The organism is Methylorubrum salsuginis (assembly GCF_900114375.1).
GTDB lineage: Bacteria > Pseudomonadota > Alphaproteobacteria > Rhizobiales > Beijerinckiaceae > Methylobacterium > Methylobacterium salsuginis.
This window is the reverse complement of the sequence record NZ_FOSV01000016.1, coordinates 77799-92665: the sequence shown is the minus strand read 5'-3', so window position 1 is coordinate 92665 and position 14867 is coordinate 77799. Positions and strand designations below refer to the sequence as shown.

General features: G+C 68.8%; 17 protein-coding genes. 5 read left to right on the top strand and 12 right to left on the bottom strand.

Features of this window, described 5'->3' with window-relative positions; all coding sequences use genetic code 11:
• Positions 1-6 precede the first annotated feature (6 nt).
• Complete coding sequence (locus tag BM140_RS17775) at positions 7-648, top strand: response regulator (protein ID WP_091949413.1); 642 nt, start codon at positions 7-9, stop codon at positions 646-648.
• Positions 649-807: 159 nt separating this feature from the next.
• Here BM140_RS17775 and pyk read toward each other — a convergent pair whose 3' ends face one another.
• Positions 808-2244 carry a pyruvate kinase gene (pyk, locus tag BM140_RS17770; RefSeq protein ID WP_091949410.1) on the bottom strand — a complete coding sequence of 479 codons (1437 nt, stop codon included), beginning with the start codon at positions 2242-2244 and terminating at the stop codon, positions 808-810.
• A gap of 315 nt (positions 2245-2559) precedes the next feature.
• On the opposite strand from pyk, the gene BM140_RS17765 reads away from it, so the two are divergent.
• Positions 2560-3423 (top strand): outer membrane protein, encoded by an 864-nt coding sequence (locus tag BM140_RS17765; protein WP_091949512.1) that lies wholly within the window; start codon positions 2560-2562, stop codon positions 3421-3423.
• Between the two features lie 186 nt (positions 3424-3609).
• Here BM140_RS17765 and BM140_RS17760 read toward each other — a convergent pair whose 3' ends face one another.
• Positions 3610-4134, bottom strand: a complete 525-nt coding sequence (locus tag BM140_RS17760; RefSeq protein ID WP_091949407.1) for a hypothetical protein — start codon at positions 4132-4134, stop codon at positions 3610-3612.
• Positions 4124-5023 (bottom strand): ParA family protein, encoded by a 900-nt coding sequence (locus tag BM140_RS17755; protein ID WP_091949404.1) that lies wholly within the window; start codon positions 5021-5023, stop codon positions 4124-4126. The genes BM140_RS17760 and BM140_RS17755 overlap by 11 nt, the downstream gene beginning before the upstream one ends.
• Before the next feature lie 231 nt (positions 5024-5254).
• On the opposite strand from BM140_RS17755, the gene BM140_RS17750 reads away from it, so the two are divergent.
• The gene (locus BM140_RS17750; protein ID WP_091949401.1) at positions 5255-5653 is read left to right on the top strand and encodes an MAPEG family protein; all 399 of its coding nucleotides are present in this window, start codon (positions 5255-5257) and stop codon (positions 5651-5653) included.
• Positions 5654-5693: 40 nt separating this feature from the next.
• The gene (locus BM140_RS17745) at positions 5694-7208 is read left to right on the top strand and encodes a carbohydrate porin (protein ID WP_091949398.1); all 1515 of its coding nucleotides are present in this window, start codon (positions 5694-5696) and stop codon (positions 7206-7208) included.
• Between the two features lie 109 nt (positions 7209-7317).
• Here BM140_RS17745 and phoB read toward each other — a convergent pair whose 3' ends face one another.
• From phoB to pstS, 6 genes are all read right to left on the bottom strand, one after another.
• Positions 7318-8022, bottom strand: a complete 705-nt coding sequence (phoB, locus tag BM140_RS17740) for a phosphate regulon transcriptional regulator PhoB (RefSeq protein ID WP_091949395.1) — start codon at positions 8020-8022, stop codon at positions 7318-7320.
• Between the two features lie 302 nt (positions 8023-8324).
• Entirely contained in the window at positions 8325-9038 is a 714-nt protein-coding gene (phoU, locus tag BM140_RS17735) for a phosphate signaling complex protein PhoU (RefSeq protein ID WP_091949392.1), read from the bottom strand.
• 65 nt (positions 9039-9103) lie between these two features.
• Entirely contained in the window at positions 9104-9919 is an 816-nt protein-coding gene (gene pstB, locus BM140_RS17730) for a phosphate ABC transporter ATP-binding protein PstB (protein WP_091949389.1), read from the bottom strand.
• A 46-nt stretch (positions 9920-9965) separates the two neighbouring features.
• Positions 9966-10859, bottom strand: a complete 894-nt coding sequence (pstA, locus tag BM140_RS17725; protein WP_091949386.1) for a phosphate ABC transporter permease PstA — start codon at positions 10857-10859, stop codon at positions 9966-9968.
• A gap of 23 nt (positions 10860-10882) precedes the next feature.
• On the bottom strand, positions 10883-11860 hold the full coding sequence (gene pstC, locus BM140_RS17720; RefSeq protein WP_091949383.1) for a phosphate ABC transporter permease subunit PstC: 978 nt from the start codon (positions 11858-11860) through the stop codon (positions 10883-10885).
• A 103-nt stretch (positions 11861-11963) separates the two neighbouring features.
• Positions 11964-13004, bottom strand: a complete 1041-nt coding sequence (gene pstS / locus BM140_RS17715; RefSeq protein ID WP_091949509.1) for a phosphate ABC transporter substrate-binding protein PstS — start codon at positions 13002-13004, stop codon at positions 11964-11966.
• 289 nt (positions 13005-13293) lie between these two features.
• Between pstS and BM140_RS17710 the strand changes: the two genes are divergently transcribed.
• Positions 13294-13599 (top strand): hypothetical protein, encoded by a 306-nt coding sequence (locus BM140_RS17710; RefSeq protein WP_091949380.1) that lies wholly within the window; start codon positions 13294-13296, stop codon positions 13597-13599.
• Between the two features lie 56 nt (positions 13600-13655).
• On the opposite strand, the gene BM140_RS17705 is transcribed toward BM140_RS17710, so the two are convergent.
• The 3 genes from BM140_RS17705 to BM140_RS17700 all read right to left on the bottom strand — a co-directional run bounded on the left by BM140_RS17705 (position 13656) and on the right by BM140_RS17700 (position 14842).
• The gene (locus tag BM140_RS17705) at positions 13656-13862 is read right to left on the bottom strand and encodes a hypothetical protein (RefSeq protein ID WP_091949377.1); all 207 of its coding nucleotides are present in this window, start codon (positions 13860-13862) and stop codon (positions 13656-13658) included.
• A gap of 174 nt (positions 13863-14036) precedes the next feature.
• Positions 14037-14174, bottom strand: coding sequence for a hypothetical protein (locus BM140_RS25935; protein ID WP_165616489.1), 138 nt, complete (start codon positions 14172-14174; stop codon positions 14037-14039).
• Positions 14175-14263: 89 nt separating this feature from the next.
• Entirely contained in the window at positions 14264-14842 is a 579-nt protein-coding gene (locus BM140_RS17700) for an NADPH-dependent FMN reductase (RefSeq protein WP_091949374.1), read from the bottom strand.
• Positions 14843-14867: the final 25 nt, after the last annotated feature.

Below are 14867 nucleotides of genomic sequence, written 5' to 3'. Positions count from 1 at the left end.
CCGGACATGACGACCCTTCTCCTCGTCGACGACCATCCGGTGGTGCGCGAGGGCTATCGCCGCCTCTTGGAGCGGCAGCCGGGACTGAGCGTGGTGGCCGAGGCCGAGAGCGCGGCGGAGGCCTACCGCCTCTACAAGACGCATGCCCCGGACCTCGTCCTCCTCGATCTGTCCCTGCCGGGCCCGAGCGGTATCGAGGCGATCCGGCATATCCGCCAGTGGGATTCGGCCGCCCGCATCCTGGTTTTCAGCATGCGAACCGGCGCCGCAATCGCGCGACAAGCCTTTGCCGCGGGCGCCTGCGGCTATGTCGGAAAGGCGAGCCCGCCACGGGCGTTGCTCGACGCGGTCGCGGCGGTGCTGCGCGGCGAGCGGGCGATGTGCTCCGACGTGGCGCGGGCCATCGCACAGGACGAGGTGTCGTCGGGGCGCACCGCCCTGGACGATCTGACCGCGCGGGAGGTCGAGATCCTGGGGCTGACGGCCCGCGGGATGACGGCGGGCGCGGTGGCCGATGCCCTCTGCCTCAGTCCGAAGACGGTGCAGAACAACCTCTCCCTGATCCGCACCAAGCTCGGCGCCCGCACCGACGCGCATCTGGTGTGGATCGCCCTGGGCGCCGGACTCGTCGCGGCACCGGAGATCTGAGGCGGCCCGATCGCCCTCGGCCCGAACACGGCGCGGGGGCGGTGGCTCGCTCCCGCGCTCGAGCATCGTGCCGGATATCGGATCCGGCACGATGCTCTCGTTCGTTGTGCCGCATCGGCCCGAAAGCCGTTCCCCGGCTTTCGGGCCGATGCGCGCGCCTCAAGCCTGCTCGGCGTGCTCGCGGGTCACGAAGGCGATGCGGACCATGTTGGTGGCCCCCGGAATGCCGAAGGGCACGCCGGCCACGACGATGACCCGGTCGCCGAGTTCGGCGAAGCGCTCGCGCACGGCGAACTTCGCCGCCCGGAAGGCCATGTCGTCGATGTCGCTGGCGTCCTTCGTGACGATCGGGTGCGTGCCCCACACCATGGTGAGGCGGCGCGCGGTCTCGCGCTTCGGCGTCAGGGCGATCACGCTAGCGTTCGGCCGCGACCGGGCGAGGCGCTGCACCGTCGAGCCCGAATGGGTCCAGGCCATGATGGCGCGCAGATCCAGGGCTTCGACGATCTGGTGGGCGGCCGCCGCGATGGCGTCGGAGGCCGTCCGCTCCGGGCTGGTGCGCTGCGCGGTCAGGATCGACCAGTAGAGCGCGTCGCGCTCCACCTGCTCGGCGATGCGGCTCATCGTGGTGATCGCCTCCACCGGGAAGGCGCCCGCGGCGCTCTCGGCCGAGAGCATCACGGCGTCCGCGCCCTCGTAGACGGCGGTGGCCACGTCCGAGACCTCGGCGCGGGTCGGCACCGGCGCGGTGATCATCGATTCGAGCATCTGCGTCGCGACGACGACGGGCTTGCCGAGCCGGCGGGCGCCGCGGGTGATGCGCTTCTGCACGCCGGGCACCTGCTCCAGCGGCATCTCCACGCCGAGATCGCCGCGGGCCACCATGATGCCGTCGGAGATCTCGATGATCTCGTCGAGCCGGGTCAGCGCCTGCGGCTTCTCGATCTTGGCCATGACCAGGGCGCGGCCGGCGGCGACCTTCTTCACCTCGGCCACGTCCTCCGGGCGCTGCACGAAGGAGACGGCGATCCAGTCGGCACCCGCGGCGAGGCCGGCATCGAGATCCGCGCGGTCCTTCTCGGTCATCGCCGGCAGCGGCACCACGGTGTGGGGCAGCGACACGCCCTTGCGGTTCGAGATGCGCCCGCCGACCTCGACGCGGGTCACGGCGCGGCCCTCGCTCACCTCGGTCACGATCAGGCGCAGCTTGCCGTCGTCGATCAGGATGGCGTGCTGCGGCTCCAGCGCCGAGAGAATTTCGGGATGGGGCAGGTAGCAGCGGTTCACGTCGCCGGGCGTCGGATCCGAGTCGAGCACGAAGCTCTGGCCGTTCTCCAGTTCGGCGGCCGTATCGACGAAGGTGCCGAGCCGGAGCTTGGGCCCCTGGAGATCGACCAGGATGCCGATAGGGCGCTTGGCCTCGCGCTCGATGGTGCGGATCACCTCGATGCGCTCCGGGAGCTTGGTCCGGTCGAGATGGCTCATGTTGATGCGGAAGACATCCGCGCCGGCGTGGAACAGCTTGGCGATCATCTCCGGCGATTCGGACGCCGGGCCTAGGGTTGCGACGATCTTGGTGCGGCGCGAGCGCTTCAATCCAGCCTCCATGACCCGCTGGACCCGCCGGATCGCGGGAGCGCGAGGGCGGGAACGGCCCGGATGACGCACGACGTTTGGCAGGAGTCGGCGGCCGGACGGGGGCTTGCCGGGTCAGAAGCATCCCTGTGCCGCACAGGTCAAGCGCAGCGCTCCGGGCAGGGACGGGCGGATTTCCCGTCAGGGTTTCACGGAACGGTGATCGAAGGGCCCACAGCCGCAGGCGGCGGCCGCGTGTTGCTCCGCTGCCATAGGTACCTTGGCCGTTCCGCTGCTACGTTGCGTCACGAATTCAGCAATTTCGGGCGGTCCCTCGTGATCAGAACTCTTCTCCTCGGCGGCGTCGCGGCGCTGGCCTCCACTGCGGCCCTCGCCGCCGACTTGCCGCGCCGCGTTGCGCCGGCCCCGGTCTTCACGCCGGTCCCGGTCTTCACCTGGACGGGCTTCTACGCCGGCCTGCACACCGGCTACGCCTTCACCGACAACCCGAACATCCGCACCACCGGCCTCTCGGCGGTGACGCAGGCGAACGTCGACGCCAACTTCCGCCCCGCCTCGCTCAAGAGCGAAGTCGACGGCTTCTCGAAGATCGGCGGCGGCATGGGCTATAACCTGCAGTTCACGCCGGGCTCGGGCTTCGTCATCGGCGCGGCCTTCGACATCACCTGGACCGACCTGCACAAGAACACCGGCTTCGGCGGCGCCTTCAACCCCGCCCAGGGCGGTTCGAACGCCAGCATCTACACCCAGAACCTCGACTACCTCGGCACCGTCAACGGCAAGATCGGCTACGCCTTCGACCGGTTCCTCGTCTACGGGACCGGCGGTCTCGCCTTCGGTCAGGTCGCCTACGGCGCCCAGCTGTTCGGCACCCCGGCCAACGGCCTGCCGCTCCAGTTCCTCGGCGGCTACGACAAGCAGTTCGAGACCGGCTACAACTACGGCGGCGGCGTGGAGTACGCGATCCCGGCCGACTCGTTCCTCAACACCTTCGCCTTCGGCAAGCTGCTCGGCATCAAGTCCGACGTGACGATCAAGGCCGAGTACATCCGCTACGATCTCGGCGGCCGCACCATCGCCGTCCTCAACCCGGCGGGCACCAACGGCTATTCCGCTCGCTTCGGCACCGAGGGCAGCCTGGTCCGCGCCGGCTTCAACTACAAGTTCAGCGCTTACTGATCGCATTTCGCCTTCGGCGAGACGAAACGGGCGCCCCGCGGGGCGCCCGTTTTCGTTTGGGCCGCGTGTCTCGCGGTCCCGCAACCATCGGACCCAGCGGCGGCGACGGGCCTTCGGCAAAGGCCGATGCCCTCGGGGCAGCACTCGCCGTGACGGCCTGGGAGGATGCGGCGCTCCTCCGCCCGCTCAATCCTTCTTCTTCTTGCCCTTCTTCTCGAGGTCCTTGCGTTCCTTCTTGCCCGACGCCTTCTCCTTCTTGCCGGCTTTCGCGAGCGGCGCATCATGGTCCACGCCGTCCCAGACCGCCGCAAAGGGCCGGCTGCCGAGCGCCCGGGTCGGAGCGGGGGCGTCGGTCTCCGGCGGAGCGAGCTCGCCCCGCCGAAGCGGAGCCTCGCCCACGGCCAGCGCCGCGAGTCGGCGGCGCAGCCAGCCGGGAGTGGCCTGTTTCAGGGTCGGGTGATGCGGGTCGAGGCGGGCGACCACCGCCTTCACCTCCGCGTCGGTCATGCCGTCGGCGATCAGCGCAAAGGCCTCGGTGCCGATCACGTCACGGACCATCCGCAAGTGATGCGCCTTCAAACCGCGCGCCTTGAGCTGGCGCACCACGAGGGTGCGGGCGGCCTTCGGAATCTCGGCGCGGATGTCGGGGAAGGCTTCGGGCGCGGCGGCCATCGCCTGCAGCACCGCGTATCCGTCGACATCAAGCGCCATGGAGGATGTCCTTCACTTCCGCGACGAGCGGGATCAACACGTTCGGCACATGCGCGCCGTACTTGGCCGAGAAGGTCGGCGGGGCGCCGCCGACCGGGACGAGAGCGTCGGCGAGCGCCGCCGCCTGGGGAACGCGGGTGTCGAGCAGGCGAAACCCCGCATCGCCCGCCTCGGCCTCGGCGACCAGACGGGCCAGCGTCTGCTGATGCTGGCGCACCTGCGCCTGATAGCGGGTGACGAGCACGTAAGGGGCGCTGCGCGGCCGGATATGGCCGTCCTTGCGCCCGCTGTGCCGCCAGATCGTCTCGACGAAGGCGTTGAGGCCATAGGTCGAGAGGAAGTCGGGGATCGAGGTGACGAGGACGAGGTCGGCGGCGCGTACCGCGACCTCGGTCATCGGCGAGATGCCCGGCGCGCAATCGAAGAAGACGTAGTCGTAGTCCTGCGCCAGCGGTGCGAACTCGTCCTGGAACAGCGTCCACAGCCGGCCCTCGATGTCGCTCATCGAGAACTTCCGCTCGGTCAGCTCGTAGAGGATCTCGCGCTCCACCAGGCGCAGATGCGGGCCGGACGGCAGAAGCGAGAGTTCGAGCGGCCGGTTCTTGTGGGTCGTCAGGCTGACGCCCGGCTGGATGCGGGCGCGGAGATCCGGCTTGTGACGGGTGATGATCTTGAGGGCGAGATAAGCCTCGAGCGTCCGCCCGCGGGAGATCATCTGCGCGAGCAGGTCGTCGCCAGCGAGGCAGACCGAGACCGAGGCCTGCGGATCGAGATCGACCACGAGCACCCGCGCCCCGTCGGCGGCGAGCGCCTCGGCCAGCATGACGACCGTCGTCGTCTTGCCGACGCCGCCCTTCATGTTGGCGACCGCGATCAGCTTGCCGCTCAACCTGCGTCCTCCCCGATATCCCCGTCTTCGCCCGGTATGGCCGCGGCGCGCGATAGACATATGTCAGCTTTCGCGCGCCGGCGGCGATCCGGACGCGACCCACACCGCGACGATCCACAGGGCATGACATGCTTTCCCGGTCATGCGCACGGATCCATGCGCGCGGCAGCCGGAACAAGCCGGACCCGCGCCGATTGGTGCGTTGCCCGAACACGACGGAGACATGAGCCTGTGATCTTCCCGACCACCACCGCCTTCTATGCCGGCCTCCTCGGGCTGATCTATGCCGGCTTGTCCGCCTGGGTGATCGGCGGGCGGCTCACCGGCAACGTCCTCTTCGGAGACGGTGGGCAGGACGGATTGCAGCGGCGCATCCGCTCGCACGGCAATTTCGGCGAGTTCGTGCCGCTCACCCTCCTGCTGATCGCCCTCTACGAAGCCGGCGGCGGGTCGCATGGGTGGGTGCAGGGCCTGCTGATCGTGCTTCTCATCGCCCGCATCCTGCATCCGATCGGCATGCTCGCCGCCGCCAACACCCCGCGCCAGTTCGCCTGCCGCGGCGGCGGCATCATCGCGACGATCGCCGTAATGACGATCACCTCGATTCTCCTGTTGTTGCGCGCCGGCTGATGTTTTGGATGGTCTCGGCCCTGTCATCCGCTTCTGCTTGATGGATGAACCGACCGCCGGGCGACAGGTCTTGAGAGTGAAACGCGAGGCTTGGCACGGGAGCGCGGGGCGACGACGAGCGCGGCTCGCCGCGCTCGCGGCCTGTCTTGCCGCCGGCCCGGCCGCGTCCCAGGATTTCCTGCTGCCGCTGACCGGTGCCGGCGGCGACCCGCAGACCGCGGTGGCGCAGTCGCGCACCTCGGATCAGGTCTCGGTCACTAACAAGGGCTCTATCGAGTCCTCGCTCGGACCCGACGGTGATCCGTTAGGCCTGCGCGCCTATCTCGCGCAACGCGGCATCACCTACGTGCTCACCTATATCGGCGAAGGCCTCGCCGACGTGTCGGGCGGGCTCAAGCGCGGGGCGACCTATGGCGGGCGCCTGGATGCCGGCCTCGACATCGATCTCGACCGCTTCATGGGCTGGGAGGGGGCGCGGCTCCACACCGACTTCTTCCAGATCCACGGCCACGGGATGTCCCGGTCCTTCGTGAACAACCTCACGACGGTGAGCGGCATCGAGGCTTTGCCCTCCACGCGGCTGTTCGAGCTGTGGGTCGAACAGAATTTTTGGGACGGGAAAGTCTCGATCAAGATCGGGCAGGTCTCGGCCGACACCGAGTTCGCCATCGCCCAGTCGGGCGTCGTCTTCCTGAACGCCGGGTTCGGCTGGCCGAATGTTGGGGCGGTGGTGATGCCGAGCGGCGGGCCGATCTACCCGCTCGCGACGCCGGCCGTGCGGGTGAAATACGTGCCGACCGACGCCCTGTCGTTCCAAGCGGCGATCTTCAACGGCGACCCGGCCGGCACGCCGTACCCCGACGACGGCACCGATCCGCAGCGGCGCAACCGCCACGGCACGGATTTCCGCGTCAACGATCCGGCCCTGCTGATCGGCGAGGCGGCCTATGCCTATCCCTCGCTTCCCGGCATGACGGGCTTGCCCGGGACGGCGACGCTCGGGGCGTGGCATCATTTCGGCCGCTTCGACAGCCCGCGGCTCGACAGCGTTCAGGGACGGCTTCTGGCCGACCCCGAGGCCAGCGGCATCGCCCGGCGCTTCCGCGGCGACAGCGGCGTCTACGCCATCCTCGACCAGACGCTCTACAACGAGCCCGGCGCGCCGGGGGAGGGCGCCTCGGCCTTCGTCCGCCTTTCGGCGGTGCCGGGGGACCGCAACCTGATCGACCTCTACGTGGATGCCGGCATCGCCTACAAGGGACTGATCCCGGGCCGCCCCAACGACACCGCCGGCCTCGGCGTGATCCATTCGCGCATCGCGCCCGCCGCCCGCGCCTTCGACCGCGATGCCCTCGCCCTCGGCACCGGAACCGGGCCGATCCGGAGCAGCGAGACGGTGATCGAGGCGACCTATCAGGCCGAGATCGTGCCGGGCTTCACGCTCCAGCCGGACCTTCAATTCGTCATGCGCCCCGGCGGCGGCCTGCCCGACGCCGACGGCCGGCGCATCCGCAACGCGACCGTGGTGGGCCTGCGGGCAACGGTGAACTATTGAGGGGCGGTTGGAGCATCGTCCTGGATATCGGATCCGGGACGATGCTCTACTTCATTGCGCCGCATCGTCCTTTCACCGAAAGCCGGAAATCACCTTTCGGGATGACGCTCTATTCGGCCACCGCGAACATCTCGTCGAACGAATAGCCGGAGCCGCGCACGGTGCGGATCGGATCGCTCTGGCGCGGACGGTTGATCGCCTTGCGCAGGCGGCCGACATGGACGTCGACGGTGCGCTCGTCGATGTAGACGTCGTGTCCCCATACGCCGTCGAGGAGCTGCTCGCGGGAGAAGACGCGGCCGGGGCTCTGCATCAGGTATTCGAGCAGCTTGAACTCGGTCGGCCCGAGATGGATCTCGCGGCCCTGGCGGCGGATGCGGTGGCTCACCCGGTCGAGCTCGATGTCGCCCGCGGTCAGGGTGTCGGCGACATGGGCGGGCTTGGACCGGCGCAGCAGGGCGCGCACGCGGGCGAGGAGTTCGGGCACCGAGAACGGCTTGACCACGTAATCGTCGGCCCCGGTCGAGAGGCCGCGCACCCGGTCGGCCTCCTCGCCGCGGGCGGTCAGCATGATCACCGGCAGCCGTTCGGTCTCACGGCGGGCCCGGATGCGCCGGCACAGCTCGATCCCCGAGAGGCCCGGCACCATCCAGTCCAGCAGGACGAGGTCGGGAGTGGTCTCGTGCAGGCGAAGGTCGGCCTCGTCGCCACGGATCGCCACGTCCACCACGAAGCCCTCGGCTTCGAGGTTGTAGCGCAGCAGCGTGGTCAGCGATTCCTCGTCCTCGACGATCAGGATACGCGCGCTCGTCATCGAACGTCTTCCCATTCGCATGTTTTGCCAAGGGCCTCCTTCGTCACCGCAACGGTGACGGAGGCGAGCGCGGGAATCCAGTCCCGGCGCGTGCATGTACCCGGCAAAGAGCGTCTTATACCAAGCGGCCCGGAATAGGACCGAGGGTCCTGTTCCGTGCATCCGGCGGACGCCCGCCGCCCCGCCGTCGCGGGGGCAATCGGCGATGAATCGGGATCATCGCCGATTGGCATGACGTCGATCCTCGCGCACCGACACCCGGCCCGCGCGACGACCATGAAGGTCACGCCCCCCGCAATGCCTCAGGCGCCCGGCAGGACGGTCGCGTAGTTCGAGGCATCGTTTTTCGGCCGCTCCCCCGCAGGCGCCTCGCCGGTGGCGAGGTAGTGGATCGTCTCGGCGACGTTGGTGGTGTGGTCGCCGATGCGCTCGACGTTCTTGGCGCAGAACAGGAGATGCGTGCAGAACGAGATATTGCGCGGATCTTCCATCATGTAGGTCAGGAGTTCGCGGAACAGCGAGTTGTAGAGCGCGTCGATGGCCCCGTCCCGCTCCCACACGTCGTGGGCGGCGGCGGTGTCGCGGCTGGCATAGGCGTCGAGCACGTCCTTGAGCTGCTCCTGCACGAGGTCGCTCATGTGCTGCACGCCGAGCACGATCTTCTGCGGCTGGGCCTGATCGCTGATCGCGACGACCCGCTTGGCGATGTTCTTGGCCAGATCGCCGATCCGTTCGAGATCGCCCGCGACGCGGATGCCCGAGATGGTCTCGCGCAGGTCGATGGCCAGCGGCTGGCGGCGGGCGATGAGCAGCACGGAGCGCTCCTCGATCTCGCGCTGGAGCACGTCGAGGCGCTTGTCGGCGACGATCACGGCCTGGGCCAGGGTGGTGTCGCGCCGGACCAGGGCCTCGGTGGCCTCCGCGAGCATCTTCTCGGCGACGCCGCCCATCTCGGCGATGGAGCGGCGCAGGTTCTCGAGATCGTTGTCGTAGGACGAGACGATATGTTCGGACATCTTCGGACTCTCCGGTCGGGCGTCGCCACCCGTCGCCTGGTCGATCGGTTGAGCGGACGATCCGGTCAGCCGAAGCGGCCGGTGATGTAGTCTTGGGTCTGGCGCTTGGCCGGGTTCATGAAGATCTTCGAGGTCGCATCGAACTCGATCAACTCGCCGAGATACATGAACGCCGTGAATTGCGAGATGCGGGCGGCCTGCTGCATGTTGTGCGTCACGATGACGATCGTGAACTCCGAGCGGAGTTGCTCGATCAGCTCCTCGATGCGGCCCGTCGAGATCGGATCGAGCGCCGAGGTCGGCTCGTCGAACAGGATCACCTCCGGGCGCTGGGCCACGGTGCGGGCGATGCACAGGCGCTGCTGCTGACCGCCGGACAGGCCCATGCCGGACTGCTTGAGCTTGTCCTTCACCTCGTCCCACAGGGCTGCCTTGCGCAAGGATTCCTCGACGCGGACGTCGAGCTCGGCCTTGGGCAGCTTCTCGTAGAGGCGCAGGCCGAAGGCGACGTTGTCGTAGATCGACATCGGAAAGGGCGTCGGCTTCTGGAACACCATGCCGACCCGCGAGCGCAGCTCGTTGAGGTCGATCTTGGGGTCGAGCACGTTCTGCCCGTCGAGCAGGATCTGCCCTTCCGCGCGCTGCTCCGGATAGAGGCTGTAGATCCGGTTGAAGGTGCGCAGCAGGGTCGACTTTCCGCAACCCGAGGGGCCGATCAGCGCGGTCACCTGCCGGTCGCGGAAGTCGAGGTTGATGTTCTTCAGGCCGTGGAACTGACCGTAGTAGAAGTTCAGATCCTTGACGGCGATGCGCACGGGCGCGGCGTGGTCGGCCGGGTTGCGGCCGTCGAGCTGGCTGCGGATCGCGGGGGAGGCGCTCATCGGAGGTCTCTCGTCGGGTAGGAGGTCGGGACGCGGAGCGCGTGGATCAGCGCTGCCGCTGTTCCTTGATCACGAAGCGGGCCGTCACGGAGAGGGCCAGGATGGTGACGGTGATGAGGAGTGCGCCGGCCCAGGCGAGGCTCTGCCAGTTGGGGTAGGGCGAGAGCGCGAACTGGTAGATCATCACCGGCAGGTTCGGCACGCCCCCGAGCAGGTTGGCGTTGAACCACGAATTGTTGTTGAGCGCGGTGAACAGCAGCGGGGCGGTCTCGCCGGCGATGCGGGCCAGCGCCAGGATGATGCCGGTGACGATGCCGGCAGAAGCCGCCCGCCAGGTGATCGCGCGGATCACCAGGGAGCGGGGGGCGCCGAGCGCGGCGCCGGCCTCGCGCATCGGGCTCGGCACGAGGCGCAGCATGTCCTCGGTGGTGCGCACGATGACCGGCACGGCGATGATGGCGAGGGCCACGGCGCCGGCCCAGCCCGAATAGGTCCCCATCGGCCGCACCATCAGGGTGTAGACGAACAGACCGATCAGGATCGAGGGCGCCGAGAGCAGCACGTCGTTGAGGAAGCGGATGACGTCGGCGATCTTCGAGGTTTTGCCGTATTCGGCCAGGAAGGTGCCGGCCATCAGCCCGATCGGCGTGGCGATGACGATGCCGATGAAGGTCATCACGAGGCTGCCCAGGATGGCGTTGGCGATGCCGCCGCCTTCCGAGCCGGGGCCGGGGGTCGGCGCCGTGAGCAGCGTCGGCGTGATGCCCTTCAGGCCCTCGACGATCAGCATCAGCAGGATCGAGCCGAGGACGACGATGCCGATCAGGGTGGCGAGCGTGCTCGCCAGGATCAGGATGCGGTCTGCGACCCGGCGGCTGGAGCGGACGCGGCTGGCGCGGGGCGCGTGCCCGGCGGTCGCGATGGGGTTGGTGGCGTCCATGGTCGGCGCTCGTCCCGGTTGGCTCAGGCGACCTTGGCGCGCCGCACCAGCAGGCGCGCGATGATCAGCACGAAGAAGGTAATGATGAAGAGCAAGCAGCCGAGCGCCATCAGCGAGGAGAGCTGCAGGCCGTCGGCCTCGTTGAACTCGTTGGCGATGCGCGAGGCGATGGTCGAACCCGGGTCGAAGATCGAGGCGGAGAGCCGGTTGGCGTTGCCGATCACGAAGGTGACCGCCATGGTCTCGCCGAGCGCCCGGCCGAGGCCCAGCATGATCGCGCCGATGATCGAGACGGAGGCCTGCGGCACGAGGACATGGCGCACGACCTCCCAGGTGGTGCAGCCGATGCCGTAGGCGCTCTCGCGCAGCACGGTCGGGATCTGGTCGAGCATGTCGCGGGTGATCGAGGCCACGAAGGGCACGATCATGATGGCCAAGATGATGCCCGCGGTGAGCACGCCGACGCCCGAGGGGATGCGGGCATAGAGGATGGTGCCGAGGATCGGCATGCCCTCGACGACGTTGGAGACCGGCACCTGCACGAAGCGGGCGAAGAGGGGCGCGAACACGAACAGGCCCCACATGCCGTAGATGATGCTCGGCACCGAGGCGAGCAGCTCGATCGTCATGGCGACGGGCTTGCGGGCCCAGCCGGGACAGAGCTGCGTCAGGTAGATCGCGATGCCGAGAGAGATCGGCACGCCGATGACGAGGGCCAGCAGCGCCGCGGCCACCGTGCCGATGACGGCGGGCAGGGCGCCGTACTGCTCGGTGCCGATGTTCCAGGCCGAGGAGGTCAGGAAGCCGAAGCCGAATTCGGCGAAGGCCGGCCACGCCCCGTAGACGATGGAGCCGAGGATGCCCGCGAGCACGAGCAGCACGAGGAGCGCCGAGGCGTAGGACAGCCCCTGGAACAGGCGGTCTCCCGTCTTGCTCGGGGCGGTGCGGGTGGCCACGCCGCTCTCACGGGCCAGGGCGACGGATTGGGTCAAGGCGGTCATCCGCGAATGCTCATCGAGTGCGGGGCGTGTAGCGCGGTCGCGGGCGCGAGGCGAGCAGGCCGCAGGAAAAGGGCCCCTCCCGAGGGGGAGAGGCCCGTACGCCTTACTTGCCGGCGAAGACCGGCTTGCCGTCCTTCTTGATCGACTGCCACTCCTCGTGGATCAGACCGACCACGTTGTCGGGCAGCGGCACGTAGTCGAGCTCGGTCGCGAGCTTGTCGCCGTTCTTGTAGGCCCAGTCGAAGAACTTCAGCACGTCGGCCGTCTTGGCGGCGTCGGCGGGGTCCTTGTGGACGAGGATGAAGGTCGCGGCCGTGATCGGCCACGCATCAGCGCCGGCCTGGTTCGTCAGCGCGATGCCGAAGCCGGGGGTCGCCTTCCAGTCGGCGCTGGCGGCGGCGGCCTGGAACGCCTTGTCGTCGGGCTGCGGGAAGTTGCCGGCCTTGTTCTGAATCAGGGCGTAGGCGAGCTTGTTCTGCTTGGCATAGGCCGACTCGACGTAGCCGATGGCGTTCGGGACCTGCTTGACGGTGGCGGTCACGCCCTCGTTGCCCTTGCCGCCCTGGCCCACCGGCCAGCTGATCGTCGTGGCGGCGCCGAACTCCTTCTTCCAGCTCTCGGAAACGCCCGAGAGGTAGGTGGTGAAGATGTTGGTCGTGCCGGAGGCATCCGAGCGGTAGATCGGGGTGATGTTGGCCTCAGGCAGCTTGAGGCCCTCGTTCAGCTTGACGATCTTCGGGTCCGACCACTTCTGGATCTTGCCCGCGTAGATGTCGGCGACGATCTCACCGGTCAGCTTGAGCTTGCCCGGCTCGAGGCCCGCGATGTTCACCACCGTGACGACGCCGCCCATGACGGTCGGAAACTGGACGAGGCCGTCCTTTTCCAGCTGGGCGGGCTTCAGCGGGGCGTCGGTGGCGCCGAAATCGACGGTCTTGGCCTGGATCTGCTTGATGCCGCCGCCGGAACCGATCGACTGGTAGTTCAGGCCGTTGCCGCTCTCCTTGCGGTAGGCCTCGGCCCACTTCGAGTAGACCGGGAAGGGGAAGGTGGCGCCGGCGCCGGTGATGTCGGCGGCGAGCGCCGCGGTCGCGAGCTGGGCGGCCGCGAGGCCGACGGCCAGGGCGTAAGCGAAGGGTTTCACGAGCATCTCCGTAACGTGTCGGGCGCTGCCGCCGGTCGGGACCGTCTCGGCTCGGTCTCGGGTAGACCGGCCTCCCGCCGCGACGGGGCAGCCCTATCCGGCCGACGCGCCGCCTCTATGACGGCCACATGACGGGGACATGACAGCGGCGCGCGCGCGCCGTGTCAGGCCGATTTTCGCTGCGGATGGGACCGGTTGGCCGCTTTCGGACGTTGGGATCGGTCGGGGCGCTCCGGCCCGGTCGCGGGCGCCGCGCCCGAGGGCGGTCGAGACCGGAGGAGGAGACAGCGTGGCGGAGCCATCCCGCGGCAACGATCGGCGGAGCGATCCGACGCCGAACGATCCGCAAGGCGGAGAAACGGTCGAGGCGGTCGATCCGCAGGAGGCGGCTTACCGTGCGCTCCACGCCGAACGCGACGCGCTGGAGCGGGCGCTGACGCTGGCGCAGCAACAGCAGCAATTCGGCGGCGAGGCCGACGCGGAAGCGGCCCGTGACCGGGAGGGCCAGCTTCTCAAGGATCTCGACCGGGTTCTGACGCTGATCCGCGCGGCCGAGATTCGCCGCAACCAGCCGAAGGCTCGGCGCTGGCAGTAGGAACGGGTCCCGCGGGGGCCGCCGCAGGCTCGTCCGCTCGCTGTCGGAAATCCCGATCAGGCGCCGCGGCGCCGGTCCCGCTCCTTCTGCCGCAGGCGCAGCAGCAATTCGACCTGCGCGTCCGTGATCGGAAGCGTTTCGCAGGGCTCGACATAGGCTTCGCGCAGGGCGTGGCCGAGCCGGTTGCGCGTCTCGCCACTGAGGTTCGGCAGAGACGCCTGGGTCAGGGTGTCGGCGGCGTAGTCGGTCGCGAGCTGTGCCATGGTGGACCGAAGCGAGGATGAAGGTTTCGTCACCGCGGGGTGCGGATCTGCAACCGAGGATGCAGCTTGCACGGAGATGGTTAACGAAAGCCTACCACCGGTCCGACGATCGGAAGGCCGTCGCATCGCCGTCCGCCGCGCCGGTTCGGGCGCGGCGGGGCTCTCGCGGGCGCGTCAGCCGATCAGCAGAAGATCGAGCAGCACCGCGGCGATGCCGCCGGCGACCGCGAGCCCGAGCAGGACGACGCTGCTGACCTGATCGACGCTGTCTACGTCGTGGCCGACGCGGTGGGTGAAATCGTTGGCGGACAAGGATGCCTCCGTCGTTTGTCTTCGGCCGACAATCGCGCGAGGCCCGTTTCGGTTTCAGGAGAAACGCCGGAGCAGCCAGATCCCGCCGATCAATACGGTGTGCCGGTGGCACGCTTGGCCCGAAGAGCCTCGGCGTACCACGTCAGTTCGTCGAGGAACTTGCCGGCCGCCTTGCGCAGCCAGTCCTCGGCCGGCTCGCCCGCCTCGCTCAGGGCCTTCTGGATGCGCGGGATCGGCAACAGCGAGGGAATGCTCGGCGCGCCGAGTTCGGCCAGCATCGCCCGCAGCTGCATCGCGGCGCGCACCCCGCCGTATTGCCCGGCCGAGTAGCAGCAGATCGCGGACGGGCGCCAGAAATACTCTTCCAGAAAGTGGTCGAGGGTGTTGGACAGGGCCGGCGGGATCGAATGGTTGTACTCGGCCGAGACGACCACGAAGGCGTCGGCGCGGCGGTAGATCGCGGCCAGACACTCCAGCGGCTCGGGGGCCTCTCCGGACGGATATTCCTTGTACATCCGGTCGAGGAGGGGGAGCTTCAGCTCGGCCGGATCGACCAGCGGCGCCGCGTGGCCGCGCGCCTCCAGCTCGGCCACGAGGAAGCGGGCGGCGCGGATGCCTTGCCGGTCCGAGCGTACGGAGCCGAGGATCACCGGGACGGTCAGGGACATGGAAGCCTCGCTGGCTCGAAGGCGG